The organism is Pseudomonas fjordensis (assembly GCF_976987115.1).
Genome location: NZ_OZ336860.1, coordinates 2,421,579 through 2,447,536, shown reverse-complemented (window position 1 = coordinate 2,447,536; position 25,958 = coordinate 2,421,579). Strand labels below are relative to the sequence as shown.

Genomic DNA, 25,958 nt, shown 5'->3' with positions numbered 1-25,958 from the left:
ACCCACCTCTGGCCAACAATTTTGACCCACCCATAGTGGCATTGGCCACCGACCATGTAGCGTCACCCGCCTTATGCACAGGCCGGGGACAGATCATTGAAGGAGTGGGTTGTGATTCACAAGATCAAGGGGTTGTATGACCAGGGCCGAGGCCTGTCGGTCCGTGCCATCAGTCGTGAGCTGGGGATTTCCCGGAACACCGTACGCAAGTATCTCCACCTGGATGAGATGCAGATCAGCGCTACCATTGCTGACCCTTCACGCACCAAGGTGCTCGACGAGCACCGCGATTATCTGATTAATCAGTTGGGTCAGTTTCCAGCCCTGAGCGCAGTCAAGCTGGCCCGTCGCCTGAGGGAGCGCACCACCGAGCTGGCGGTGTCAGACCGGAGCATTCGCCGCTATGTGCAAGCGCTCAAGCAGCAGGTTGCCAGTGGCCAGTTGCGCTATTACGAGCCGGTCGTTGAGTCAGTGCCTGGCGTGCAGTGTCAGGTCGACCCCGGTGAGCTGCGAGGCGTCATGATTGGCGGCCTGGAGCGTGTCGTTCATTTTGTGGTGTTTGTGCTGTCCTGTTCACGGCTGATGTATGTCGGTCTGAACTTCCGGCCGCTGGATACCGAACGGTTTATCCAGATGCACGACGAGGCCTTCCGCTACTTCGGCGGCGTCACCGAGGAGTGCATCTACGATCAGACCAAGATGGTGGTGATCAACGAGCAGTACCGTGAGCTGACGCTGAACCAGCGCTTCCACCAGTATGCGACTACCGTCGGGTACCGCATCCATGCCTGCGAGGGCTATGACCCGGAGAGCAAGGGCAAGGTGGAGGCCGGGGTCAAGTACGTCAAGCGTGACTGCTTCTACGGCGAGCACTTCCAGGACGAGGCCGCCGTCCGACAGCACCTGAATGATTGGCTCGAGACTGTCGCCAACGCACGCGTGCACGGCACGACGGGGCAGCATCCAAGAGCGCATTTCGAGGCACTGGAGCGTAGTCAGCTCAAGCCCTATCTCGTCCCGCAGAACCTGCTGCACGTGGCGCCGACAAGGGAGACCCGCAAGGTCGACAAGACCGGCTTGATCTCATGGCAGGCCAACAAGTACTCGGTACCCATGGCCTGGCAGCAAGCCCGTGTCGGTGTCAGCGCACAGGACAACCAGTTGCTGATCCATGACCTGGAGAGCGGTGAACTCATAGCCACCCATGACCTGTGCAAGGCCAAGGGCCGGATGATCAAGAACAACAACCATTACCGAGACCATGCCCAGCGCATTACCGACCTGGAGCGCGGCATCGACTCGATCCTGCCCGATGCCCTTGGGGCAACCCTGTGCCAACTGCTCAAGCGTACTTCGCCGCGTATCTACAAGGATCAGCTGGTTGCTGCACGCGACCTGCTCATGGCCCATGCGCCGGTTGATACGGCGTTGCTCGGCGAGTTGTGCGAGCGCAGTGAACTGACCGCCACCGGGCTCAAGCGCTACCTCGAAGCATGGCAGCAAGCCAAGGCGCGGGGCCGGATCATCGGCGACCATGACTATGCGCCAGAGGCCGGTAGCCAGGTTAGTCACGCCGACCTGAACGCTTATGCCCGCATTGGCCAGTCGACTGGCCACGGGGTGACCCAATGAGCCTGCTCGACAGCACTATCGCGCAGTACCGAAGCCTGCGCCTCAGCGCGACCGCGGGTGAGCTGGCCACCCTGCTGGCCAGAGCCGAAGCCAATGAACTGTCCTACCTGAGCTTCGCCCAGTCACTGGTCGAGCATGAGCTTAACGCCCGCTCCAGTAGCCGCGTAAGCCGCAACCTCAAGCAGGCGCAGTTCCCCTCGGAGAAGCATCTGGAGGCCTTCGATTACCGGCACCAGACCACCATCACCAAGCGCCAGGTCAGCACCTTGCTGGACTTCAGCTTTATCGACAACCGCGACAACCTGGTGTTCATCGGACCACCGGGTGTGGGCAAGACCCACTTGGCCATTGGGATTGGCCACAAGGCGGTTCAGGCGGGCTACAAGGTGCTGTTCCGCACGGCTCTGGCGTTGGTCGAGGATCTGGAGCTGGCGGAAATGAAGGGCGAGCTGAAGAAGCGCCTTAATCAGCTGAGCAAATACGACGTGCTGATCATCGATGAGCTGGGCTACCTGCCGATGACGCGCCAAGCCCGGTACAACCTGTTCCAGTTAATCAACAACCTGTACGAGTACCGCTCGGTCATCCTGACCACCAACAAGGACTTCACCAGCTGGGGCGAGTTCTTCCATGACGACAACGTGGCCGTGCCCATCATCGACCGCGTGATCCACCATTCACACATCTTTATGCTGGGAGGTGAGAGCTATCGTTTGAAGCAGAAAACCGGCGGTTAGCGGTGAGCAAGTGGGTCAATTCTATTGGCCAAAAGTGGGTCAAAATTAATGGCCATTGACAGTGGCCGGCCGAAATAGACCTTGAGTCACGTACAGCCTCTTGAGGTTCCGTCAATGCGAATCAGCCTATAACGGATGAATCAGGGGGGTTGATTGAACACTTCCGCACGCTGTCGGAAACCGACCGGGTGGCGATGCGCTATTTGACCTGCGCCCTTCAAGGAGGTGTCCCGTTTTTGACAGACTCGCACCTCCCCACCGCCAATCTGACCAGGGATACCAGTTTGGCGGGCTCTCCGCTCAATCGCACCTTCATTCAACCGGGTTTGAAAGATCGCTCCTACATCGTTGCCAAGCCCTTCCGACAGCCCCTTCTGAAAAACTCAGCAGTCACAAAAAATGACGAGCTCTTTCTTACAATAAACGTTATGTATTCAGTTGTTCCGGGCAAGAAGCCCACGTCTCCATTCATCTCATAAAGAAATAGGGTCATGCTAAATACTTCGTTTTTTCCCTCATTACGCACCGCCCCCGGCACCTCCCTGCGGCCCCGCCAAATCAATCGAGAAGAAGAGCGCTTGATCCACTACTACCGCTCATTGTCGAATGAGGATCGTGAAGCGGTACGCTGCCTGTTGTATGCGGTCAAGGAAACCAGTGGGGCCGAACGCCCTCACCCATAAAAAGTGACACCGTCATGGGTCAGCGAACGATGAAGTACCTGCGGGGTTGGACACGCTGCCAAGAGCCGGCCCCATGGAGCTTTTCTACCCAGCCAAAGCACGCCTGCCGACCCACAAGCAACACCATCACGTGCGTGATTGTGACCGCGACCTCGCCGTCGGAACGTTCGACCTTGCTAGAGTACGAAGCCCCATCGCCGTGGAGGAACTGCGCATCCCCATGTCCGCCCTCCTCAGCCTTCAGCCACGATTTCCCTTCGGTGGCCTGACCATCTCCCGCTGTGTCGACGCGCTGACCCGACAAGATCTGCTCGACCCGCTTCCCTACGTGCGCCGACACATCTGCGGCGACTGGGGCGATGTGCGCGCAGAGCATCGACGCTACAACGACGCGGCGCTGAAACTTGGCGGTTACCTGCTGTCGTCCTATGTCATTAGTGACGGCTTGGACCTCTGTGTCTTCACCGAAGCGGACCGGAACCGTACGGCGGTTGCGGTTGGGGAATCCTGCTATGTGCTCCCGCAGGGCTCGCTACTCGCCTGTCGCCGGGAATTTTTCCCCAGCCCCTGTTTCCAGCCATTGTGCATTAACGCTCAACAGTCCTGCGATCCTATCGAGCTGCGAGTGCGGGATACCACGAGAAAACCAATTGGTCAGCCGCTGAGGGCTGATCTTCAGAAATAGCGCGAAATCCATTGGCGCGATCTTGCACTCCGACAGCACTACCCGCAGACGCACTCCGGAATATTCCGCGCTGGCAGCGCGAAGCATCGTTGATCGTCGCCCTGTGCGCGCTTCTTTCTCTTGGCCGTAGACCATTCCTTGCTCCTCGTATAGCTCCATGTGTTTTTTGCGCCTTTCATAATGCAGGTTCACTGAGTATAAACACCGCGTTCATGGGGTCCAATTCCGATGTCGCATAGCTTCTTCGGGTGAGCATTTGGGGCGCATCACGCAGAGAGGCCTTTTCAAGCAGTTGCCAGGACATGTGGCAAGTCCACTGCCTGTAAACCACCGTGACTCAGGATTATCGGTACCAGAAGTGACGCATGACCAAAGGTCTATGTATGCCGGGAGGATGAACAAACAGTAGCTGGCTTGGCGACAGGTGAACTGAGCGAATCCGTTAACAATACGAATTTGAGTCTTACAGGATCACCCTGGGCGCCCAAGGTTTTGCACACAAAAAAAGACGCCTAAGCGTCTCTTCCGTAAATCACAGGCAAAAAAAAGCCACTCGATTGAGTGGCTTTTTCTTTAACGTTTGGAGCGGGAAACGAGACTCGAACTCGCGACCCCGACCTTGGCAAGGTCGTGCTCTACCAACTGAGCTATTCCCGCTTGGTGATGCGCATTCTATAGAATCCTCAGCACCCGTCAACCCCTTGATTCAAAAAAGTTTTATTTCTTTTCAACCGTGGTTCGCAGATGAGGCCAGGCGGCGCGCAGGTATTGCAGCATGGACCACAGGGTCAGGCCGGCGGCGATGAGCAGCAAGGCGTAGCCGGTGAGTACCCAGAATGTGAAGTCCGACGGGTTGGCCAGCAGGATGACCAGCGCGAGCATTTGCGCGGCGGTTTTCCATTTGCCCATGTTGGAGACGGCGACGTGGGCGCGGGCGCCGATTTCGGCCATCCACTCGCGCAGGGCCGAGACGACGATTTCGCGGCCAATGATCACGGCGGCCGGCAGGGTCAGCCACAGGTTGCCGTGTTCCTGTACCAGCAGGACCAGGGCAACGGCCACCATGAGTTTGTCGGCCACAGGGTCGAGGAACGCGCCGAAGGGCGTGCTCTGTTCCAGGCGGCGTGCCAGGTAGCCGTCGAGCCAGTCGGTGGCGGCTGCGAAGGCAAATACCGAGCTGGAGGCGATGTAGCTCCATTCATACGGCAAATAGAACAACAGAATGAAAATCGGGATAAGCAGGACGCGTAGAACGGTGATCAGATTAGGGATATTCATCGGCACAACTGGCTACGAGGTGAGAAGGCATTCTATTCGCTGTGCAGGTTTGCATAAATCAGCTCAGCGAGCTTTTTACTGATACCGGGTGCTTTGGCTATCTCGTCAATGCTGGCACGGGACAGCTCCTGCAAGCCACCAAAATGTTTAAGCAAGTCGCGACGGCGGGTCGGGCCTACCCCCGCAACCCCTTCCAGGGTTGAGGTTCGCCGGGTTTTGCCACGGCGGGCGCGGTGGCCGGTAATGGCGAAACGGTGCGCTTCGTCGCGGATCTGTTGAATCAAGTGCAGTGCGGGTGAGTCGCCCTTCAAAGTGAACTCATGGGCGGCATCATTCAAGTACAACGTTTCAAAACCAGCCTTGCGCGTGGTGCCCTTGGCGACGCCGAGCAGGATCAGGTCGGGCACCGCCAGTTCGTTGAGCACGTCACGGGCCATGGACAGCTGGCCCTTGCCGCCGTCTACCAGCAGGATATCGGGCAACTTGCCCTCCCCGTCCTTCAACTTGCTGAAGCGCCGCGTGAGTGCCTGGTGCATGGCGGCATAGTCATCGCCTGCGGTAACGCCTTCGATGTTGTAGCGTCGATAATCGGATTTGATCGGCCCTTCCGGCCCGAATACCACGCAGGAGGCCACTGTGGCCTCGCCGCTGGAGTGGCTGATGTCGTAGCACTCCAGGCGCTGGGGCGGCTCGTCCAGGTTGAGCACCTCGGCCAGGGCGTCGAAGCGTGCAGCGACGTGCTGTCGGTTCGCCAGCCGCGCGCCCAGGGCCTGTTCGGCGTTGGTCACGGCCAGTTGCTGCCAGCGGGCACGGGTGCCGCGTACGCGGTGGCTGATGTCCAGCTCGCGGCCGCGCAGCTCGTGGATCGCTTCGATCAAGGTGGGAAAGTCTTCGTGCACCACGTTGACGATCAGCTCCGAAGGCAGGTCGCGCTCAGGGCTGCTGACGTAATAGTGGCCAAGGAACGCAGCCATGACCTCCGCCACGTCTTCGTCGATACCGGTCTGCGGAAAGAAGTTCTTGCTCCCCAACACCCGCCCACCACGCACGCTGATCAGGTGCACACAGGCGCCGCCCGGGTTGACGAACGCGGCGATCACGTCGACGTCACCGGTGCCGCCTTCCATGCTTTGCTGGTCCTGGACACGGCGCAGCAGGGAGATCTGGTCACGCAGTTCGGCAGCCTTTTCGAAATCCAGGGTGCTGGCGGCCTGCTCCATGGCTCCAGAGAGCTCATCGGTGAGCGCGTTGCTGCGCCCTTCGAGGAACATCACCGAGTGGCGCACATCCTCGGCGTACTCCGCAGGTTCCACCAGGCCCACACAAGGCGCCTTGCAGCGCTTGATCTGGTATTGCAGGCATGGCCGTGTGCGGTTCTTGTAGAAGCTGTCTTCGCACTGGCGCACAAAAAAGGTTTTTTGCAGCAGGCTCAGGCTTTCACGAATCGCCCCGGCGCTGGGGTAAGGCCCGAAGTACTTGCCCTTCTGCTTTTTTGCCCCGCGGTGAATGCTCAGGCGTGGAAAATTGCCGTCCGATAAAAATACGTAAGGGTAGGATTTATCGTCACGTAGCAGGATGTTGTAAGGCGGCCGCCATTCCTTGATCAGCGTCTGCTCAAGCAGCAGCGCTTCGGTTTCATTGGCGGTGATGGTGGTTTCGACCTGGGCGATACGCCCCACCAGGGCGGCGGTTTTCGGCGCAAGGCCGGTCTTGCGAAAGTAGCTCGCCAGACGGCTCTTCAGGTTCTTGGCTTTGCCCACGTAAAGCAGGCGCGCCTCGCTGTCGAACATGCGGTACACGCCGGGGCGGCCACTGCAGGTGGAGAGAAAGGCACTGGGATCAAACGGTGTGGTCATGTCAGGCGCTGGCGTCCACCATGCCGTGGCGCACCGCGAGCAGGGTCAATTCAACATCACTGCTGATGGCAAGCTTCTCGAAGATACGATAACGGTAGGTATTGACGGTCTTGGGCGACAGGCACAGCTTGTCAGAAATGGTCTGCACCTTCTGGCAACCGACGATCATCAGGGCGATCTGGATTTCCCGCTCCGACAGCGCATCAAACGGCGAATCGCTGGTGGGCTGGAACGATTTGATGGCCAATTGCTGGGCAATCTGCGGGCTGATGTAGCGCTGGCCAGCAAATACCAGGCGAATGGCTTGCACCATCTCGGCCAGGCCTGCGCCCTTGGTGAGGTAACCGGCGGCACCGGCTTGCAGCAAACGGGTGGGGAACGGGTCTTCCTCGCACACCGTGACCACCACGACCTTGATGTCCGGATGGCTGCGCAATAGCTTGGTCGTGGCACCAAGACCGCCAATCCCAGGCATCTTGACGTCCATCAGCACCACATCGGGCTTCAACTCCCGGGCCTTGATCAGGGATTCCTCCCCCGACTCCGCCTGGCCGACTACTTGCAGGCCGTCGATGTCAGCCAGCATTCGTGTAATACCTGTACGAACGAGATCATGGTCATCGACTACTAGCACCCTAATCAAGCAGACACCTCGCGATATGGTCTTATAGGTTGCTGAACACCTTAGCAAAAAACCAAGGCGCAGACCTAGTTGCAAGTGTCATATATATAGAGATTCAACGCGTTGGGGCTGTTCACCACGTGGCAAACAGCCCTGTTTCCTGGGTTAAAGGTCAGGATTCCTGGGGGTGCGGCTTGGCTTTTCCGTTCACCACGGATGAATGCTCGGCCAAGGTACTGGTCAAGCGACGGATTGCATCCTGGTCTTCCTTGAACATCGCTCGGTAATTGCCCAGCACTTTTTCTTCGATCTTGCTCAGGTTATCCAGCTGGATCGGCGTTGGGCTGCCGGTCAACACGTACAGGATATCCACGCCTTTTTCGGCGACGCGAGACAAATAATCGGCCTTGGGCGCACGACCACCACTTTCATATTTGCCTTGGGCGTTCGCTTCAACGCCTCCAATTTCACCAAAAACTTTCTGCGACAGGCCAAGTCGCTCTCTTTCTTGCCTTAAGCGCGAACCGATTCCACTCATTTGGATGTATGATCCTAAATTGGCACACCCCAAGAGGTGTCACACCATCACTTCGTTAAACAAACTTGAACGGTTTTGAACTATGCCCGGAATCCGTACTGCTGCACAAGCCAAGGCCTGGCTGGAACATCAAGGAAAGTCAGTTCAAGCGTTCGCCCGGGAGCATGGCGTAGACCCGGCAACCACCTATCAAGTGCTCGCCGGGCGAAAAAAGGGACGACGTGGAGAAGCCCATAAAGTGGCGGTACTTCTGGGCATGAAAGAGGGCGTCATCGTGGATGAGCCTGAAGCTCAATCCCACGATGAACAAAGCACTAGCTGACAGCAGTATGCGCTTATTTGTAGGACGTGCTTGTTTTAGTCCGATGTGAGTGCGCGACACTCACGCTCCATCCGCCAGAAGCCATCCTCTTCACCGACAATGCTCAACCCCAGGCGCTGATACAGCCTCCTTGCCGGGTTGGTCTTGAACACCGTCAAACGTAGAAAGCCCAGGCCCTCGACGCGTGCCTTGAGCACCATTTGCGCCAGCACCCAACTGCCCGCACCCTGCTTGCGGCAGCATTCCAGCAGGTGCAGCTCGCGGATATACAGGGCCTTGCCGTCGCGGCTCAGGCTGATAAAGCCCATGACGCCGTCATCGTTGCAGATCAGCCAGTTCTCGCGGCCCGCCCAGGCCACGTCGAAGCCGTCGTTGGACCACAACAAGCCGTTCTGACGGTAATAATGGCTCATAGCCTCCCGGGTCAGGGTGCGGGCAAACGGCAGGTCTTGCTCAGTGGCCCGGCGCAAATGAAACCTCATTCAGAGAGCTACCACGTGGCCGGCCCACTGCCCGTTCTCGCGACGGGCGATCACCAACGCGTCGCCGACACCGGGGGCGGCAACAAGCAAGTTGCCATCGGCGGTCCAGATCGCACTGCGGCCGGCACAGGCCCAGCCTCCGGACGGGCCACCATGGTTAGCCATCAGCACCAACAGGCCATGCTCGGCCGCATAGCCTTCAAGCCAAGCACTGTCCGCCGCGTAGCCTCCCTCGCTGATCAGTACGCTTGCGGCATACACCGTGGCGCCCGCTGCCGCCGCTTGACGTGGATGACTGGCCTGGGAAAAGTCCGCGCACACCGCCAATGCTATGCGGTCATCTCCGAATGCCAGGACCTCGCCGCCCTGCCCCGCAGCAAATGCCAACTCCTCACCGGGGTGCAAGTGCTGCTTGGTGTAGACGCCTACTGAGCCGTCCGCCCCCAGCGCCAGTGCGCCAATCAGTACACCTGTTTGTGACGCCAACCGCACCGGCATGCCCACCACGGCGGTCAACCGCAGCTCCCGCGCCAGCTCACGCAACGGCGCCAACACGGCGTCTTGCGGGTCGATGGCCAAGTCGGCCGCCAGGAACGGCTCGTAGCCCGTCAGTGACAGTTCTGGAAACACCAGGCACTGCACGCCCTGTTCAGCCGCGGCCCACATCAACGCCAGGTGCCGCTGGATATTGGCAGCGACATCGCCCGGGATGGAAACGGTTTGCGCCGCAGCAAGGGTCAAGGCAGTCATGGTCGCGTCCTGGCAATCATTGTTTGAGAGCCGTCAGCATATCCACACTTGCCCCATAGCGGCATAGGTATCTACACAACTGAGTGGACAGTAGCAGCGGACGGTAACCACGATGCGAAGCGAGTCGCTCTTGATCTGCTTTTGATCTTGATCTTAAGCGCCCCGTCAAACCACGCTGGCCGGAATTCGACAGGGATTTGGGGGGTAAACCGGCAGGGATGCCGGTTTAGCCGCCCCGCGCCATGGATGGCGCGTGGCGGCGGCCCCCCAAATCACTGGCGGATTACGGGCACACCGAGCCTAAGCGAGGTGCCGAGTGGTGGGGCAAGAGCGCTTTGCTTACTTTCGCGCTTTTCGAAAGTGAGCCGCCGTCAGGGCGGAACCCTAAGTAGCCGTTACCGCAGCAATGGATATGCACACCATCCAACTGTGTTGACTGCCAGGCCGCCTTCGCGAGCAAGCCAGCTCCCACAGTTGGATCGTGGGGTGTCAGGTAGATAGGTGTTGACTGTCAGGCCGCCATCGCAGGCAAGCCAGCTCCCACAGTTTGATCGCGGGGTGTCAGGTAGATAGGCGTCGGCTGGCAGGCCGTCACGGGAGCAAGCTCCCTCGCCACAGGTCCAGCGTTGCCCATAGCGGTAAGTACCGCCACGCAATAGAAATTACTGATTGAATCCACCTGCACGCCTCTAGTAAGCTCCCCCCATCATTTGGAGAGCCCCATGTTGCCACTCACCCACACTCAGGTTTGCCCTGCTGCCAGCGCCTTGCGCTCGGTGTCGGCTACCCGTGTGAACGGTTCGAGCGCACTGGCCGGCTTTTATTTTGGGTATTGGTTTAGCCACTGGCGCGCCTGATACCTGAAATCGGCGCCCACTACTCAAGGGGTCGCCTACCAGAGAAATCTAAACCCCCGGTCGGCTCCCCGACCGGGGGTTTTGTTTTTTCAGCGCCTAACAACTTGTTTGCTCACGATCACTTAAAGGAATCACACCATGAACTTCACCACCTATTACCGCTACGACACTTGCACTGCATGGCGATTTAGCCAGCTCCGTTCGGGACAGCCTGCCGCCTCCGACCGGTCACCCCATGGTGGCAAGCCAGCACACGTAGCCGATACGGCCAATTGTCGAACACCCCAGTAGGCCAAGTGTGCGGGAATCGCCCGCCGCTTGCCCAGGAAGCCTTGAATATGAACTCCTCCGTCGCCGCTTTGCCCGTCTCTACCCTCAACAGTGCCAATGAAGCCCTGACCCAGCGTTTGCCCAGCTCCCTTGAGCTCAAGCATCAACTGCCGCTCAGCCCGTTCCTCAACGAACAAGTCCACGCCCATCGCCAAGCCGTGCGCGCCATCCTCAATGGCGAAGATTCACGCTTGCTGGTGATTGTGGGGCCGTGCTCGATCCACGACCCGGAATCGGCCATGGAATACGCGCGTAATCTGAAGAAGCTCGCGCTTGAAGTCAGCGACCAGATGCTGTTGGTGATCCGTGCCTACGTCGAGAAACCGCGCACCACGGTGGGTTGGAAAGGCCTGGCCTACGACCCGCACCTGGACGGCAGCGATGACATGGCCGCCGGCCTGACCCTGTCCCGCGAGCTGATGCGTGAAATGCTGCGCCTGGGCCTGCCGGTGGCCACCGAGTTGCTGCAGCCCATGGCCGCCGGCTACTTCGATGACTTGCTCACGTGGGTCGCCATTGGCGCACGCACTACCGAATCGCAGATTCACCGCGAAATGGCCAGCGGCCTGGGCATGCCCGTGGGCTTCAAGAACGGCACCGACGGTGGCGTCGCCATTGCCTGCGATGCGATGCGCTCAGCGTCCCACCCGCATCGCCATTTCGGCGTCGACAGCCAGGGCCACCCGGCGATCATCCAGACGCCCGGCAACCCCGACACGCACCTGGTGCTGCGCGGCGGCCACCGTGGGCCGAACTACGATGCGCAAAGCGTGGCCGACGTGAAGCATGACCTGGCCAAGTCCAAGGTGGCGGCGCGGATCATGGTCGACTGCAGCCATGCCAACAGCGGCAAGAACCCGCTGCGCCAACCGGCGGTATTCAATGACGTGCTGGAGCAGCGCCTGCAAGGTGATACCTCCCTGGTAGGCATGATGCTTGAGAGTCACCTGTTCGAAGGCTGCCAGCCGCTGAGCGCGTCGATGAAATACGGCGTGTCGGTGACCGATGGTTGCCTGGGCTGGGACGGGACCGAGCAGTTGTTGCGCAGTGCCGCTGAGCGGTTGCGGGAACACGGCAAAGCCGACTGATCGGTGAAAATCAACATCTGGGAGGGAGCTTGCTCCCTCGCCACAGGCCCAGTGAGGTTATGCCCGGGCCACCGGCATGCGGGACAGCTCCCGCAACCACGGCAACACCCGCAGTCCGTGGGCAGTCTCGCAGGGGTCGACGATGTCCATGAAGTGTTCAAGGTTGACGTGGTCCGGGACGCCCGGCAGGCGCACCCGCACGGCCGGCGTTACACCGCAAGGGGCGCCCAGGTCCAGATGTTCGTAGACCAGCACATGACGCACCTGGGGCTGAGGTTCATAGGCTTGGGCCATCAGCCCGGCATGGATTATCAGTACATCGAAGGGTTCGGCAGGAATGGCGGTAAGAATCCGCACCTCTTCGAACGTTTGCACCGGCACGATCCGGTAATAACCCAACCGGTTGAGCATTTTCTCGATGTACAGGCGTTGCAGATGCTGTTCATCGGCAATCAGGATGGTCAGTGCTTTGTTCGGCATGGCAAACCCCTGGCAGGCAGTGCTCGGCAGTGAGCGCTGCCCATTTTCCAGACATATGCCGACGACAAAATCAGGCATGTTCCCGGTTCGCGTAAGAGTTTTCCCAAATTTCCCGAATGGCGATCAACCGCAGTCAAGGCTGATTGCAATAAGCGCTCAAGCCATGACGCAAAACATCGATCGCTTCAGACACGTCCTCAACCGCTGACCCCAATGCCTGACGGTCGCGCTGTTCACACACTGCCTCCAATGCTTCACACCCACTGATCAATAGGTTTGCCTTGACCATCCGCGCGCCGCCCTTGGCACGGTGAGCCAGGTCGTGCAGCTTGGCGAAGTCTGCCTGGCTGGCCAGGCGTGGCAGCAAGGCACGGTCTGCCTCCAGGCTGTCGAGCAACGGCGCCAGCAATTCGACAAGCGCAGCGTGATCATCGCCGGTCAGCGCGACCAGTGTGCTCAAGTCGAATGTCGCCACGGTCTGCGGGCCCGCGTCGGCCACACGCGAGGCCAGCGCCGACCGCAAGTCGTCAAGCCCGGTTGGCTTGAACAGGCAGCCATCCATGCCCGCCTGCCGGCAGCGCTCGGCCTCCTCCGGCTGGGCGTTGGCGGTGAACCCCAGCAACAGGCAGGGTTCCAGACCCTGTTCACGCTCTTGCGCGCGAATGTCCTGTGCCAGCTGATAGCCGTTCTTGAACGGCATGTTGCAATCGGTAATGACGCCGTCGAACTGCCCCGCTCGCCACTGTTCAAGCCCTTGAACACCGTCTTCGGCCGTGACGATTTGGTGGCCCAGAAAGCTCAACTGTCGAGCCAGCAGCAAGCGGTTGGCCGGGTAGTCATCCACCACCAGAATCTTCAGCGCACGGCCCTCAGGCGCCGCCTCTTGCGCAGGCTCAACCGGGGCCGGCAGCGTGGCGGTCATGGCCAGGGTCAGCGTCACGTCCACCCGAGTACCGTGCCCCAACACGCTACTCAAGTGCAATTGGCCGCCCATCATCTCGCACAGGCTGCGGCTGATCACCAACCCCAGCCCAGACCCGCTACGTGCCGACTGCTGGTTATTGCTGCCCTGGATAAACACACTGAACAACCGCTGCTGATCGGCGATGCTGATTCCGATGCCGGTGTCTTGCACCCATAACTGGACGGCCAAGCGATCATCCTCGACCTTAGCCCGCGCAACCAGACTGACCTGCCCATGAGCAGTGAACTTGATGGCATTGCTCAAAAGGTTCGATACCACCTGCTTGAATCGCAGCGGGTCGACCAGCACCGCCCGGTCGATCAACGGGTCCAGCTCAACCTGCAGCGCCAGCCCCTTGGCGCGGGCCAGCCCCTCGAACACGCGCGCGACCGACGCCAACAGCTCATGCAGGTTGGCGGGTTCCAGGGTCAGCGACAAGTGCCCCGACTCGATGCGCGCGATATCGAGAATATCGCCGATCAACTCCAGCATGCCCCGTGAAGCCACAGAGGCCACCTCCAGGGCGTCGCGGTCGACCCGCCCCTGCTCGGCATTTTTCAACGCCAGTTCGATCATGCCGATCACGGCGTTCATGGGCGTGCGGATCTCGTGGCTCATGGTCGCCAGGAAGGTCGTCTTGGCGCGATTGGCGGCGTCGGCATCGTCCTTGGCTTCCTGTAGCTGGCCGAGCAACCGATGCCGCTCGCTCACGTCGACCCAACCGGCAATCATGCCCACCACCTTGTCGTCGCCGTCGCGGTACGGCAGCATCCACTGGTAGATGGTCAGCACATCGCCATTGGGCACCTTGAGTATTCGATCATGAATCTGCGGCTCGCCCCCCGCCATCAAGCGCAGGTAATCCTCATGAAACGACTGAGCCTGCGGCGGGTTTTCGACGTCGGTTTCCACCACCGTCCTGCCGATCACGTCTTCAAGCTTGTAGCCAAACACGTCGAGGTAGGCGTTATTGCAGGCCATCAACCGCCCTTGGCGGTCACGCACGTAAATCGGGTGCGGCGTGCCGTCGATCAATACGCTCATGAACCGCATCTGATCGCTCAGCGCCCGCTCGGCCTGTAGCCGCTTACGAATCAGGCTGCGCAGGTAAATGGCCCAGCCCAGCGTGACGGCCAACAACAGCGCCGCCAACCCGAAGCCCTGAAGAATCACGTTGCGATAACGCAACCAGTAACTGTCCTCGATGATGACCTCGCTGCGCCACTGACCAATCAATTCGTCCATTTCCTGCGGGGTGATACTCAGCAGCGCCTTGTCGAGGATCGAATACAACTCCAATTGACTGCGGTTGACCCCAAAGGTCACGCGTGCAGGCTCAGTGCCGACCGTACTGGTGACACGCAAGCGGTCGCGGTAATACCGACTGATCAAATAGCGCGCGCTGATCAACGAGTTGACCGCGCCGTCGGCGTCACCGTTGGCCACCAGCGCCATGGCTTGCTGGGGGTTCTCCACATCGACAAACATCACGCCTGGAAAATTCTGCGCTATCTCATCATGCAGGCCATTGCCGACCACCATGGCCAAGCGTTTGCCAACCATCTCTTCCAACGTGAGCGGGCTGTGTGGACTGTCACGGGTTACCAGCACAAAGGGGTTGGTCAGATAGGGCCGGGTAAAGCGTATTTTTTCGGCCCGCTCCACACTGGGGGTGATAACCGCCAGCATGTCCGCCGTCCCCGCACTGACGATGTTGACCTGGCGCGGCAACGAACTGCCTGGCACCACATCGAACTTCAAGCCGGTGCGCAAGCTGATGCGCGATAACACCTCGGCACTCAACCCTTCGAATTGACCTCGACCACCAATAAAAGATAACGGTAGGAAGTCATTGAGCACCGCGACCCTGACCCGTGGGTTTTTCTGCACCCAGCGTTGCTCACTGGCGCTCAAGTGCAGCCGGTCAACGCCGATTATGCCCAGGTTACCTCCGCTCCAGCGGCGCAGGATTTCCATCTGCTCGCTGGCGGGAATCGCCTCCAGCGCGGCATTGAGGATGGGCAGTAAGCGCGCATTTTCGCGGGTGACGGCAAACGCAAACGGATTGACTTCCAGGCCGGAAAAATCCGCCATGCGTACATTATTGAGGTGGTTGCGATTGATCAGGTAATTGCTGCTGATGGCATCCCCCAGGTAGACGTCGGCACGACCAAACGCCACGGCGCCAATGGCTTCGAACGTCGAGGCAAACAGTTCCAACTGGGCTTTGGGGTAAAACGCCCGTACGGCGTCGGGCTGCATGTAGTGATAGAGCATTGCCACGCGCTTGCCGGCCAGGTCGTCATTCAATACCTGGCTGTCACCGCTGCGGGTCACCAGGGTCGGTTGGTCGTTGGCATAAGAGCGAGACAGCAGCAGCTGCGGGTCCGCCGCTTCATAGCCATTGGCGGAGCCGAGGAAATCCACCGCCCCCTGCTTCAGCGCCTCAACCACCTCATCGCGGGTGTCGTAACGCCGAACCTCGATGGCGATATGCAGGGCCTGGCCGACCAATGCGGCAAAATCAGCCGTGATACCTTCAAGTTCGTCGTTGTTATTGGTCAAGTCAAAAGGTGCGTAATCGGGCGCCGAAACGCCCATCAGCAATGTGCGCCGCTCACGCAGCCAACGCCAATCGGCCTCGTCCAGCGCCACTGGCGGGGTTTCGATATGAGAGTGCCCCAACAGCCGCAAAGCGTGAGGCTCTTCAAGGGCCACCGCGATCAGAGGTAACAGGCTCATCCAAAGGATCGTGACGAACCTGATAAACGCGGCGGTGATCATTTCAGTTCAGATCAGATCAGATGGTTGCGCTGGGCAAACGTGGATAAGTGCACTACCGAGGACATTCGCAACTTCTCCTTGAGTCGAGTCTTGTAGGTACTGATGGTCTTGTGGCTCAGCAGCATTTGCTCGGCGATTTCCTTGTTGCCCAGCCCTAGGGCGAGCATCTGCAGTACGGTAAGTTCGCGGTCAGACAAACATTCGATCATCTGCCGTTCTGTTTCTTGCAAATCGTCGCGCCGCACCGAACTGGTCGGCAAACTGGGGAAGCAGCTGTAGCCCGACATGATCGCCTTGATAGCCTTTTGCAGCTCATCCAGTTCGCCGGTCTTGGCGACGAACCCCATGGCGCCGGCGCGCATGCAGCGGGTGGAAAAAAACACCGCCAGGTAGGACGTCAGCACCAAAATCTTGCACGGCAAGCCCAACGCCTTGATCCGGCTGATGACCTCCAACCCGCCCAATTTGGGCATCGCCAGGTCGAGGATAATCAGCTCGGGACGTTGCTCCCGCGCCAACTGCATCGCATCTGCGCCATCCCCAGCCTGAAAAATCTCAACAAAACCCTCCAACTGCAGGAGGTGTTTGACCGTCGCCCGGATAAACGGATGGTCATCCACAATTAATGCTTTGTTCATACAACTTCCCTATGTGGACAAAATACCCTTACACATCACACCGGACCTGGGTACCTGTGAGAAATGACAGTTCCGACGAACGGCGCTGCCTTATCAATACGGTAACCAGGCCGTGTCTGGCCCCCTTCAATTAACTCAGCATAACCACGGACGCCGGACCTCAACGACCCAACAGCCGCAAGTGCCCAACCTTAGCAACGCAATGATGTTTTAACTGAAGGGATAATCCGGACTAGATGTAGGATTTTTCCACAAGCAAGCTTAGCCAATCCTGGCTCGCCCATAGGGGTCAGTCGGTAGTACTTGGGCTCCAGAAAGCCTGTACCACCAGGGTTGATGTAGAGAGGCGCGCTACCAGAGCATCCAGTTCGTCGCCATCCACCGACGTGGCGGCCAGGATGGCCTCGATCTCCACTTCGTCGCTGCCGAACGGCCGCACATCGACATCGCTGGCCGGGTAGTTGCAACGTGCCAGCTCGGCTTCGAGCAACGCCATCACCGCCTGCTGCTGACTGCGGCGCGCAATGACGTAAAGAATGTTGGTGACCTCTGCCGACACCACATCCAAAGGTTGGCGGTTGATGTTATTGACGATCGGCCGCAGCAAGGTGTTGGCCGCCAGCACAAACAGCGTACCCAGCAAGGCTTCGAGGATCAGGTCGGCGCCAGCGCAGGCGCCCACCGCCGCCGAAGCCCAGAGGGTGGCGGCCGTGTTGAGCCCGCGCACATTGCCTTCCTCGCGCATGATCACACCCGCCCCCAGGAAGCCGATGCCCGAGACCACGTAAGCGACCACGCGCACCGCGCCCTCCGCGCCGCCCAGGCGGTTGGCCATGTCCACAAAGATCGCCGCGCCCACCGCCACCAGCACATTGGTACGTAAGCCAGCGGTGCGCTGGCGGTACTGACGTTCGAAACCGATCAAGCCGCCGAGGATAAATGCCGCGCTGAGGCTGACCACGGTGTCGACCAGGGAGTTGAGGTTGATGTTGTTGATTGCCTGCATAAAAAAATCTCCATGAATGCAGATGCACATTGAAACAATGCCGGCCCCTGTAGGAGCGAGCTTGCTCGCGAAAAACGTCAACGATGACGCGTGCTTGCTGAATGAACGCGGCGTCTGTAAGTTCTTCGCGAGCAAGCTCGCTCCTACAGAACCTTAACTGACGGGCATTACAGTAAGCCCGGCTCCCACAGGGTTTTGCGATGTTGTATTACTGCCAGCCAAACCTGCGGATGTAGTAGCCCTTCACCGCCTGGGTCAGCGCCATGTAAGCCAGCAAAATCACCGGCAGGAACACGAAGTACAGCGACGGCAGCGCCTGCAATTTGAAGTAATGCGCCAACGGCCCCATCGGCAGGAATATCCCCACGGCCATGATCACGCCGGTCATCAGCATCAACGGCAGCGCCGCACGGCTTTGCAGGAACGGGATTTTCGGGGTGCGGATCATGTGCACGATCAGGGTCTGGGTCAGCAGCCCCACCACAAACCAGCCGGACTGGAACAGCGTCTGGTGGTCTGGCGTGTTGGCATCAAACACATACCACATGAGTGCGAACGTGGTGATGTCGAAGATCGAACTGATCGGCCCGAAAAACAGCATGAAGCGCCCCACTTCCCCCGGCTGCCAACGTTGCGGCGTGGAAAGCATCTCGTCATCGACGTTGTCGAACGGGATCGCGATCTGCGAAATGTCATACAGCAGGTTTTGCACCAGCAGGTGCATCGGCAGCATCGGTAAAAACGGGATAAAGGCACTGGCCACCAACACCGAGAACACGTTGCCGAAGTTGGAACTGGCGGTCATCTTGATGTACTTGAGCATGTTGGCGAAGGTGCGCCGGCCTTCCAGCACGCCCTCCTCCAGGATCATCAGGCTCTTCTCCAGCAGGATGATGTCGGCCGCTTCCTTGGCGATGTCCACCGCACTGTCCACCGAAATACCGATATCCGCCGTGCGCAACGCCGGAGCATCGTTGATGCCATCGCCCATAAAGCCCACCACATGCCCGTTGGCCTTGAGCAGCCGCACGATGCGTTCCTTGTGGCTGGGGGTGAGCTTGGCGAACACATTGGTAGTTTCCACGGCCAGGGCCAGTTCGGCGTCGCTCATCGCCTCGATGTCGTTACCCATCAGCAAGCCTTGTTGTTCCAGGCCCACTTCGCGGCAGATCTTCGCCGTGACCAGTTCGTTGTCGCCGGTCAGTACTTTCACCGCCACGCCGTGAGCCTTCAGGGCCTTGAGAGCCGGTGCGGTGCTTTCCTTGGGCGGGTCGAGAAACGCCACGTAGCCGATCAGCGTCAGGTTATTCTCATCAGCCAGGGTGTAGGTGTCACGCCCCGCCGGCATCGGCTGCGCCGCGACCGCCACCACCCGCAGCCCTTCTTCGTTAAAGGCTGCCGTCACCTGGCGAATGCGCGCCAGCAGTTCGTCGGTCAGCACTTCATCGACGTCGCCATGGCGCACGCGGTTGCATACCGACAAAATTTCCTCCACCGCCCCTTTGCAGATCAACAGGTGCGGTTGGTGCTGCTCGGCCACCACCACCGACATGCGGCGGCGGTTGAAGTCGAAGGGGATCTCGTCGACCTTGTGAAACGCGGTACCAACTTTCAGCTCGCGATGGATGTCCACGTGCTCGAGCACGGCCACATCCAACAGGTTTTTCAAGCCGGTCTGGTAGTAGCTGTTGAGGTAGGCCATTTCCAGCACGTCGTCCGACTCCTGGCCCCACACGTCCACATGGCGCGCCAGGAAAATCTTGTCCTGGGTGAGCGTGCCGGTCTTGTCGGTGCACAGCACGTCCATGGCGCCGAAGTTCTGGATCGCGTCCAGGCGCTTGACGATCACCTTCTTGCGCGACAGAAACACCGCGCCCTTGGCCAGGGTCGAGGTGACGATCATGGGCAGCATTTCCGGGGTCAGACCCACCGCAATCGACAGCGCGAACAGCAACGCCTCGGTCCAGTCGCCCTTGGTAAAGCCGTTGATGAACAGCACCAGCGGCGCCATCACGAACATAAAGCGAATCAGCAACCAACTGACCTTGTTGACCCCCTGCTGGAACGAGGTGGTGGCACGGTCCGTCGCCGTGACGCGTTGCGCCAAGGCACCAAAATACGTGCTGTTGCCGGTGGCCAGGATCACCGCCGTGGCGGCGCCGGACACCACGTTGGTGCCCATGAACAGAATATTCTCCAGCTCCAGCGGGTTGCGCGTGTGGGCGTCCTGCTGGTGGGCGAACTTCTCCACCGGCATGGATTCACCGGTCATCGCCGCCTGGCTGACGAACAAGTCCTTGGCGCTGAGCACGCGGCAGTCTGCGGGGATCATGTCGCCGGCCGACAACACAATCAGATCGCCCGGCACCAGTTGCTTGATCGGCAGTTCAATGCGCTTGGCAGCATCGCGGCGCAGCACCGTCGCGGTATTGCTCACCATGGCCTTCAAGGCGTCGGCAGCCTTGTTGGACTTAGCCTCCTGCCAGAAGCGCAACAGGGTCGAGAGCACCACCATGGAAAAAATCACCGTGGCGGCCTTCATGTCTTCGGTCAGCCAGGAGATCACCGCCAGCAGGGTCAGCAGCAGGTTGAAGGGGTTCTTGTAGCAATGCCACAGGTGCACCCACCACGGCAGCGGCTGCTCGTGCTCGACTTCATTGAGGCCGTATTGCACACGCAGGGCGTCGGCTTCCTGGGTGTTCAGGCCCTCGGCGTGGCTGCCCAGTACACCCAGCAATTGCACGGTGCTGCGGTTGGCAGCAGCCACCAGCGTCTGCGCAAGGCTGGGCGGTACTTCGCGGCTGACGCTGGCGTCGGTCACGGTCTCCAGCATCGCCAGGCGGCGAAAATGCCGGGCGATATGCCGGGTCCGCAGGAAACCGGCGAAGAACTCTTTGAGCAACGTGAGGTTCATGGTGTAACTCCTGCGCGAGGAAAAACCGTCGTGCAGGTACTGCCCGTCCACACCGCGCCCGTCACACAGGCACAGCCGAACCTGGCCCGCCCGCCGTAACAGGCAGGCGCGTCCGTAGCATCCAGGCGTTACCCAGGTGCTGGTCAGCGTCGATGAGAGGGAATCAGGCAGGTGCCAGGATTGGCCACCGCCGGGATGCCGCTTCTCGCTTTGTGAGGCGAGACAACGGCATCTGGAAAATGCGCGTTACCTTGCCAAGAGGCCGGTTACCGAAACCGGCCGACGACTGTCACTCGAACAAGTACCCACTGAGGGTCTCCGCTATTGATGAAAACGCGCGAAGCTTACGCCCCGATGTTGGCAGAGTAAACCGTAGGAAAGTGCCTGCATGGCGAATAAGAAAATTCTTCAGGATGGGTTCAGGTAATCACTGTAGGAGCGAGCTTGCTCGCGAAAAGCGCCAACGATAACGCGTGCTTGCTGAATGAACGCGGCGCCTGCGAGTTCTTCGCGAGCAAGCTCGCTCCTACAGAAGGCGGTGTGCTGTTTTTACTCATGCGCATGCCGGCTATCGGTCGGCGCTTGAACACGATCCTCGAGACTGTAGTCGCGCACTACCTGGGCAATGCGCAGGTGGTAGTCAGCGAAAACCTGCCGACGGCCTGTTGATTGAGCCGCTCGATGTAGCTCAAGGCCGCGCCACTGCTGGATGGCTGCCTCGTCACGCCAGAATGACAGAGAGAGCAGCTTTGAAGGTTCACTCAAGCTCTGGAAACGCTCAACTGAAATAAAGCCATCGATTTGAGCGAGCAGAGGCTTGAGTTCGGCAGCGAGGTCGAGATAACGCTGGTAGTGCTCCTCATGTGGCCAGGCTTCAAAAATAACAGCGATCATTGTTGGGTCTCCTCATCACGGTAGAACCGCGGAATGCGGCCATTAAGGGAAGGCAAATAATCCCAGCGATAAGCAAGGGCAGATAAGTCTGGCCGTCGATGCAAGAATGCCGAAATCAACTCTGAGGCAATAGCCAACGCCAAGGGCTGACCTGGGCATTGATGTCTGCCTGCGCCGAAGCTGAAGGTTCGTCGTTGAGTTCGTTCGAGCAAAAAGCTGTCGGGGTCTGGGTTGGCGCCGGGATCTCGGTTGGCAGCAGCAAGCAATAGCAAAACGGTATCGCCCGCCTCTAGAACGCTGCCGCCAATTGTGCAGCGCTGTGCAACGAAGCGCCGCGTGTTTTGTACCGGTGAGTCGTGGCGCGCCACCTCTGCCACCCACTCAGCGACGCGCAGGGGTGTGGCGTGCATGCCTTCAAACAGGTCAGGGTGTCGTTGGAACGCTATGAGGGCGTTGCCGATCAGGCCTGCCGTGGCTTCGCAGGTTTGTGACAACAGCCCGATCAGATTCGCTATCAACGCCTCATCGTCTTTCCAGCGTGAGGCTTGGTATTCGCCATAAAGACGGTCCAACAAGCCGCTACGCTTATCGTCGTTACTCAGCAGCGCTTGAAACATCTGCCTCAACCGAGCCGCCCCGCAATGGGCTTCACTGAGTTGAGCTTCGTCGCTCAAGGGCGATAGACAGGCGACAAAATCCCGTGTCAGTTGCGCGACTTCCTGCAACTGGCTGGGTGCGAAACCTATAAAAGTCGCAATGACCGAAACCGGTAACCTGAACATCCACTCGTTCGGGTTACCGACTGGGTCATCCAATGTCTCGACAACCTGCGCCACAATGCCTGCGAGATTTTCGCTTCCCAACGAGCCCAAGGCCGGCTCGATAACCATCCGGGGGCAGCGGTGTTGTGCCCCCTCATTCATACGCATCAATCGACCAAAGATATCGCCTGCCGCGCCTTGAGCAATGGCCGCTGGAATCGGCTCGTGCAGTGGGCGTACAAGGCAGTGGGGATGATCCAGGATGGCCTCGACAACGCGTGCGCCACTGGCAATCCATAAACCAAGATCTGCATCGAAAACCAATTCACTGTGTCGCCTGAGGCGTGCGTAATAATCGTAGGGGTCGGCATGGGTGGCGGCTTCAAACGGCGTCATTTTGGCAGTCCTTTTCGCAAAGAACGGCTACTATCGAACAACCGTCACATCGACAATTCGCTCAGGAACGAAATATGGATTCCCAAAGCAATGACACCGCCATTTCCCGTGTCGCCGGCGCGATTGCCGAACCCGCAAGGACGAAAATGCTGTGTTCGCTGATGGACGGTCACGCCCGCACCAGTACTGAACTGGCCGTCATTGCCGACGTCAGTGCCTCCACGGCGAGCGCACACTTGGCAAGGCTTAAAGAGGACGGTTTGATAAAACGGCACACACAGGGCAGGCACCGCTACTTCAGCCTGACAGATGCGCATGTGGCACAAGCGATTGAAGCCCTCATGGTGATCAGCCGAAACGCTCAGACCGGGTTTGTTTCGACGACCCCCAGTCGGTTGCAGCTCGCGCGAACCTGTTATGACCACATGGCGGGGTCCTTGGCGGTACAACTGCACGACTATTTTTTCGACTCTGGCTGGTTGACCCTACCAGACGCAAGTGACGGTACGTATCAGCTCAGCGTGGCGGGCGAAAAAGCGATGACAGGGCTCGGTATCGAGGTAGAAACCGTAAGGGCGCAGCGGCGTCGTTTCGCTTGCGCATGCCTGGACTGGAGCATGCGCCGTCCTCACCTCGCCGGCGCACTGGGGGCCGCTGTGCTACAGGCCGTCATCAGCCGCAAATGGGTTATCCAGGACCTTGATAGTCGGGCGCTGGCCGTGACGCCCAAGGGGCGAAAGGAGCTGTCGGGCAAGTTTGGGATAAGGGTTGAAGAGCCAGAACTGAAGCGATCAGGCAGCGCCTGCGCATAAGGCCAAACCCCCTTCATGCTACGGCGCGCCGGGCTGGTCCCGCTCAACCAACGCCAGGTAGCTGTCGATGGTTCCCTGGCCGACGGGCTTGACCTGTATCGACACCCTATTCACCTTCCGGCCCATCGTGATGCCCTCGCGGGTGCGCACCTGTACATAGCCAAGCCTGGGCCAAAAACGCTCGGCCCTGGTATTGCCCACCACCACCGTCAGCCGTAGCCACTGCGCGCCCTTCGCCACCGCCCAGGCCTCAAGGTCCGCGTGCAAGCGCTGCGCCAGCCCGCTGCCGTGCCAGCGCGTATGCACCAGCAGCAACCCAATGTGCCACACCCCGGCGGCGAGCAAATCCGCAGCGATATTCACCACGGCGACCAGGTGGCCCTGCGCATCTCGGTAACCCAGCCAGTACAGGCGGCTGCAATGCCAGCCAGCGGGCAATTGGCCGCTTAACTCTTCCCGTGCTTCGGTCGGGGTAGCCGGTTCGCCATTCACCGCGATGAAGTAATCGGGTGCCTGTTCAAAAAACTGCTGCAGCTCAGCCTCATCGAAGCCAAACAGCTCAACCACCCGAATGCCTTCCAGGGAGCTGCCAGGCAACAGATGTGGATCAACGTCCATGTTCAACCTCTTCAATCATCCCGCGTCAGCACTTCCAGCAATTCAATCTCGAAGCGCAGGTTACTGTTGGGTTTGATATGCGCGCCCATCGAGCGCTCGCCATAAGCCAAGTGCGCCGGTACATACAACGTGCGCACGCCGCCAACCTGCATGCCCATCAAACCCTGGTCCCAACCCTTGATCACGCGGCCGGTGCCGATCACGCACTGGAACGGTTTGCCCCGCTCCCAGGAGGAATCGAACACCGTGCCATCTTCCAGGGTGCCGGTGTATTGGGTGGTGATCAGCGCGCCCTTGACCACGGCTTTGCCGTCGCCCAGGCGGATGTCGATGACCTGCAGTTCGTCGTTGCTCATGGGGTTCTCATTGAAGGCGTGAAAAGGCTGGGGTTTTCCCAGAATCGGATGGGTTTGGCAAGTGTAGGAACAGTCGGAACAATGACATTTCCCTTTAACTTGAAGGACGTTTCCGAGAGAATCCCAACCGCTTGCGCCGCTCACATTGCGTGGCTAGTCTTTGTCGGTCACTGCCAATTCAGTGACTCGGGGTTTGGTAGACCGCGAATGATTAGGCGCTAAGCGCCCCCTTCTGCAAGGCGCTTTTTTTCGGCTCAATTAGGAATCAAGCCATGGAAAAGCTCGTACCCGCTGCACCCGCCCCAGAATTGCAATTCTTCGCCACCACACCCGACCTCAGCTTCGAAGACGCCCTAGCCCATGCCAGCAACGTGTTGCGTTGCGCGGCCGTTGCGGCGCAGACGGCAGGTGAGCAGTTGGATGGCACTTCACGCACCTTGGTGATTTCGGTCATGCACTTGGTGGAAATGGCCAGCGTGATGGTGGACCGTTCGCTGGAATGCATCCAGCCGCGTTAACGCAATCCAATGTGGGAGCGGGCTTGCTCGCGAAAGCGGTGGGTCAGTCAATATCCATGTTTGTTGGGCCGACGTCTTCGCGAGCAAGCCCGCTCCCACATGTGATCTTCGTTGCTTTGAGCATTGCGTTCGCTTAACTGACCGGCATTCGGGCTTGCCTGCGAAGGTGGTGTATCAGTCACTGCATCTGTGTCTGCACGACCGCTTTCGCAGGCAAGCCAGCTCCCACAATTGGATCTGCGTGCATCCAAAAGCCTTTACAACCAATGCCAGAACCGGCTCCAAAACCCTCGCCCCAACTCATCCTTGCACCCGGCATATTGGCGCGCATACATCTGCGAACGCGCCTGTACCTTGCTCGCCACCGGTGGCAGCCAGGCTTTGCTGGCGTAGGTGCGCTGGCGGTAGCCGCCCCAGCCTTCGTGGTAGTTCAGGTATTGGCCATAGGCGTCGTACTTGTAGACGCCGTTGATGGTGTAGGTCTTGTCCATGTACCAGCCGATAAAGTCGATAGCGTCGTCGAAGTCTTCGCGATCAGCGCCGCTGCGGCCGGTGGCTTTGCGGTAGTCGTTCCACACTTCATCCTTGGCCTGGGCATAGCCGGAAGCGGTGGACACACGGCCCCACGGGATGATCCACAGCAGGTATTTTCGCGGGGTCTTGGCGTCGTGGCGAAAGCCCGACTCCTGATACATGATGGCGAACGGCACCTGGATCGGTACGCCCCAACGCTTTTGCGTGACCTTGGCGGCGTCGTACCAGTCGTCTTTTTCGCGCAAGATACCGCAGAGGTCGTTGGGCGTGCGTGGCGGCGAGGTGCCGCACGCCGCCAACAGAGAAGTGAGTAATAACAGTCCGACGGCTTTGCCTGCGCTCAAGGGGGCACCTTTGTGGGATAAGGGTAAAATGCCAGCATTTTACCCCTTCACACAGGCGGCGTCCTTGCCGTAGACAGTT

25 protein-coding genes and 1 tRNA gene are annotated in these 25,958 nt (G+C 59.4%); 9 read left to right on the top strand and 17 right to left on the bottom strand.

Going from position 1 to position 25,958, the window contains the following annotated elements; genetic code table 11:
* The first annotated feature begins 111 nt into the window (after positions 1 to 111).
* The 5 genes from istA (at position 112) to ACWHXD_RS11270 (ending at position 3,737) form a co-directional block, all read left to right on the top strand.
* The gene (istA, locus tag ACWHXD_RS11290; RefSeq protein WP_081273177.1) at positions 112 to 1,632 is read left to right on the top strand and encodes an IS21 family transposase; all 1,521 of its coding nucleotides are present in this window, start codon (positions 112 to 114) and stop codon (positions 1,630 to 1,632) included.
* The gene (gene istB / locus ACWHXD_RS11285; protein ID WP_064491510.1) at positions 1,629 to 2,369 is read left to right on the top strand and encodes an IS21-like element helper ATPase IstB; all 741 of its coding nucleotides are present in this window, start codon (positions 1,629 to 1,631) and stop codon (positions 2,367 to 2,369) included. Before istA ends, istB begins: the two co-directional genes overlap by 4 nt.
* A gap of 149 nt (positions 2,370 to 2,518) precedes the next feature.
* Positions 2,519 to 2,848 (top strand): hypothetical protein, encoded by a 330-nt coding sequence (locus ACWHXD_RS11280; protein WP_138762663.1) that lies wholly within the window; start codon positions 2,519 to 2,521, stop codon positions 2,846 to 2,848.
* A gap of 12 nt (positions 2,849 to 2,860) precedes the next feature.
* Entirely contained in the window at positions 2,861 to 3,052 is a 192-nt protein-coding gene (locus ACWHXD_RS11275) for a hypothetical protein (protein ID WP_138762664.1), read from the top strand.
* 73 nt (positions 3,053 to 3,125) lie between these two features.
* Positions 3,126 to 3,737 carry a hypothetical protein gene (locus ACWHXD_RS11270; RefSeq protein ID WP_192901653.1) on the top strand — a complete coding sequence of 204 codons (612 nt, stop codon included), beginning with the start codon at positions 3,126 to 3,128 and terminating at the stop codon, positions 3,735 to 3,737.
* A gap of 581 nt (positions 3,738 to 4,318) precedes the next feature.
* Here the strand turns inward: ACWHXD_RS11270 and ACWHXD_RS11265 are convergent.
* From ACWHXD_RS11265 to ACWHXD_RS11245, 5 genes are all read right to left on the bottom strand, one after another.
* Positions 4,319 to 4,394, bottom strand: a tRNA-Gly gene (locus tag ACWHXD_RS11265).
* A 60-nt stretch (positions 4,395 to 4,454) separates the two neighbouring features.
* Entirely contained in the window at positions 4,455 to 5,015 is a 561-nt protein-coding gene (gene pgsA / locus ACWHXD_RS11260) for a CDP-diacylglycerol--glycerol-3-phosphate 3-phosphatidyltransferase (RefSeq protein WP_032892416.1), read from the bottom strand.
* Positions 5,016 to 5,047: 32 nt separating this feature from the next.
* Positions 5,048 to 6,871 (bottom strand): excinuclease ABC subunit UvrC, encoded by a 1,824-nt coding sequence (gene uvrC, locus ACWHXD_RS11255; protein ID WP_138762665.1) that lies wholly within the window; start codon positions 6,869 to 6,871, stop codon positions 5,048 to 5,050.
* A 1-nt stretch (position 6,872) separates the two neighbouring features.
* Entirely contained in the window at positions 6,873 to 7,514 is a 642-nt protein-coding gene (gacA, locus tag ACWHXD_RS11250; RefSeq protein WP_003190387.1) for a response regulator transcription factor GacA, read from the bottom strand.
* A 151-nt stretch (positions 7,515 to 7,665) separates the two neighbouring features.
* The gene (locus ACWHXD_RS11245; RefSeq protein ID WP_032892420.1) at positions 7,666 to 8,031 is read right to left on the bottom strand and encodes a helix-turn-helix domain-containing protein; all 366 of its coding nucleotides are present in this window, start codon (positions 8,029 to 8,031) and stop codon (positions 7,666 to 7,668) included.
* Between the two features lie 82 nt (positions 8,032 to 8,113).
* On the opposite strand from ACWHXD_RS11245, the gene ACWHXD_RS11240 reads away from it, so the two are divergent.
* A complete protein-coding gene (locus ACWHXD_RS11240) occupies positions 8,114 to 8,353 on the top strand; it encodes a DNA-binding protein (protein ID WP_044273192.1) in 240 nt (79 codons plus the stop codon).
* A 35-nt stretch (positions 8,354 to 8,388) separates the two neighbouring features.
* On the opposite strand, the gene ACWHXD_RS11235 is transcribed toward ACWHXD_RS11240, so the two are convergent.
* Both ACWHXD_RS11235 and ACWHXD_RS11230 read right to left on the bottom strand, forming a co-directional pair.
* Positions 8,389 to 8,835, bottom strand: a complete 447-nt coding sequence (locus ACWHXD_RS11235; protein ID WP_032892423.1) for a GNAT family N-acetyltransferase — start codon at positions 8,833 to 8,835, stop codon at positions 8,389 to 8,391.
* A complete protein-coding gene (locus tag ACWHXD_RS11230) occupies positions 8,836 to 9,585 on the bottom strand; it encodes a carbon-nitrogen hydrolase family protein (RefSeq protein ID WP_138762666.1) in 750 nt (249 codons plus the stop codon). It abuts the gene before it with no gap.
* 1,195 nt (positions 9,586 to 10,780) lie between these two features.
* On the opposite strand from ACWHXD_RS11230, the gene ACWHXD_RS11225 reads away from it, so the two are divergent.
* Positions 10,781 to 11,860, top strand: coding sequence for a 3-deoxy-7-phosphoheptulonate synthase (locus ACWHXD_RS11225; RefSeq protein WP_098952035.1), 1,080 nt, complete (start codon positions 10,781 to 10,783; stop codon positions 11,858 to 11,860).
* A gap of 57 nt (positions 11,861 to 11,917) precedes the next feature.
* Here the strand turns inward: ACWHXD_RS11225 and ACWHXD_RS11220 are convergent, their stop codons facing one another.
* From ACWHXD_RS11220 to ACWHXD_RS11190, 7 genes are all read right to left on the bottom strand, one after another.
* A complete protein-coding gene (locus ACWHXD_RS11220) occupies positions 11,918 to 12,340 on the bottom strand; it encodes a hypothetical protein (RefSeq protein WP_032892429.1) in 423 nt (140 codons plus the stop codon).
* A 133-nt stretch (positions 12,341 to 12,473) separates the two neighbouring features.
* A complete protein-coding gene (locus tag ACWHXD_RS11215) occupies positions 12,474 to 16,088 on the bottom strand; it encodes a transporter substrate-binding domain-containing protein (RefSeq protein WP_192901654.1) in 3,615 nt (1,204 codons plus the stop codon).
* An 11-nt stretch (positions 16,089 to 16,099) separates the two neighbouring features.
* Positions 16,100 to 16,726, bottom strand: coding sequence for a response regulator transcription factor (locus tag ACWHXD_RS11210; protein WP_032892431.1), 627 nt, complete (start codon positions 16,724 to 16,726; stop codon positions 16,100 to 16,102).
* A gap of 289 nt (positions 16,727 to 17,015) precedes the next feature.
* Complete coding sequence (locus ACWHXD_RS11205; RefSeq protein ID WP_019821435.1) at positions 17,016 to 17,732, bottom strand: MgtC/SapB family protein; 717 nt, start codon at positions 17,730 to 17,732, stop codon at positions 17,016 to 17,018.
* Positions 17,733 to 17,940: 208 nt separating this feature from the next.
* Positions 17,941 to 20,646 carry a magnesium-translocating P-type ATPase gene (mgtA, locus tag ACWHXD_RS11200; protein ID WP_138762668.1) on the bottom strand — a complete coding sequence of 902 codons (2,706 nt, stop codon included), beginning with the start codon at positions 20,644 to 20,646 and terminating at the stop codon, positions 17,941 to 17,943.
* A 549-nt stretch (positions 20,647 to 21,195) separates the two neighbouring features.
* Positions 21,196 to 21,540, bottom strand: a complete 345-nt coding sequence (locus ACWHXD_RS11195; RefSeq protein WP_138762669.1) for an antibiotic biosynthesis monooxygenase family protein — start codon at positions 21,538 to 21,540, stop codon at positions 21,196 to 21,198.
* On the bottom strand, positions 21,537 to 22,697 hold the full coding sequence (locus tag ACWHXD_RS11190; RefSeq protein ID WP_138762670.1) for a cytochrome P450: 1,161 nt from the start codon (positions 22,695 to 22,697) through the stop codon (positions 21,537 to 21,539). The genes ACWHXD_RS11195 and ACWHXD_RS11190 overlap by 4 nt, the downstream gene beginning before the upstream one ends.
* Positions 22,698 to 22,771: 74 nt before the next feature.
* Between ACWHXD_RS11190 and ACWHXD_RS11185 the strand changes: the two genes are divergently transcribed.
* Positions 22,772 to 23,509 (top strand): ArsR/SmtB family transcription factor, encoded by a 738-nt coding sequence (locus ACWHXD_RS11185; protein ID WP_138762671.1) that lies wholly within the window; start codon positions 22,772 to 22,774, stop codon positions 23,507 to 23,509.
* Between the two features lie 18 nt (positions 23,510 to 23,527).
* On the opposite strand, the gene ACWHXD_RS11180 is transcribed toward ACWHXD_RS11185, so the two are convergent.
* Both ACWHXD_RS11180 and ACWHXD_RS11175 read right to left on the bottom strand, forming a co-directional pair.
* The gene (locus tag ACWHXD_RS11180; RefSeq protein WP_138762672.1) at positions 23,528 to 24,127 is read right to left on the bottom strand and encodes a GNAT family N-acetyltransferase; all 600 of its coding nucleotides are present in this window, start codon (positions 24,125 to 24,127) and stop codon (positions 23,528 to 23,530) included.
* 11 nt (positions 24,128 to 24,138) lie between these two features.
* Entirely contained in the window at positions 24,139 to 24,483 is a 345-nt protein-coding gene (locus ACWHXD_RS11175) for an FKBP-type peptidyl-prolyl cis-trans isomerase (RefSeq protein WP_032892436.1), read from the bottom strand.
* A gap of 272 nt (positions 24,484 to 24,755) precedes the next feature.
* Here ACWHXD_RS11175 and ACWHXD_RS11170 point away from each other — a divergent pair, with 272 nt between their 5' ends.
* The gene (locus tag ACWHXD_RS11170; protein ID WP_138762673.1) at positions 24,756 to 25,001 is read left to right on the top strand and encodes a DUF6124 family protein; all 246 of its coding nucleotides are present in this window, start codon (positions 24,756 to 24,758) and stop codon (positions 24,999 to 25,001) included.
* A gap of 257 nt (positions 25,002 to 25,258) precedes the next feature.
* Here the strand turns inward: ACWHXD_RS11170 and ACWHXD_RS11165 are convergent, their stop codons facing one another.
* Positions 25,259 to 25,879 (bottom strand): transglycosylase SLT domain-containing protein, encoded by a 621-nt coding sequence (locus tag ACWHXD_RS11165; protein WP_003190361.1) that lies wholly within the window; start codon positions 25,877 to 25,879, stop codon positions 25,259 to 25,261.
* Positions 25,880 to 25,958: the final 79 nt, after the last annotated feature.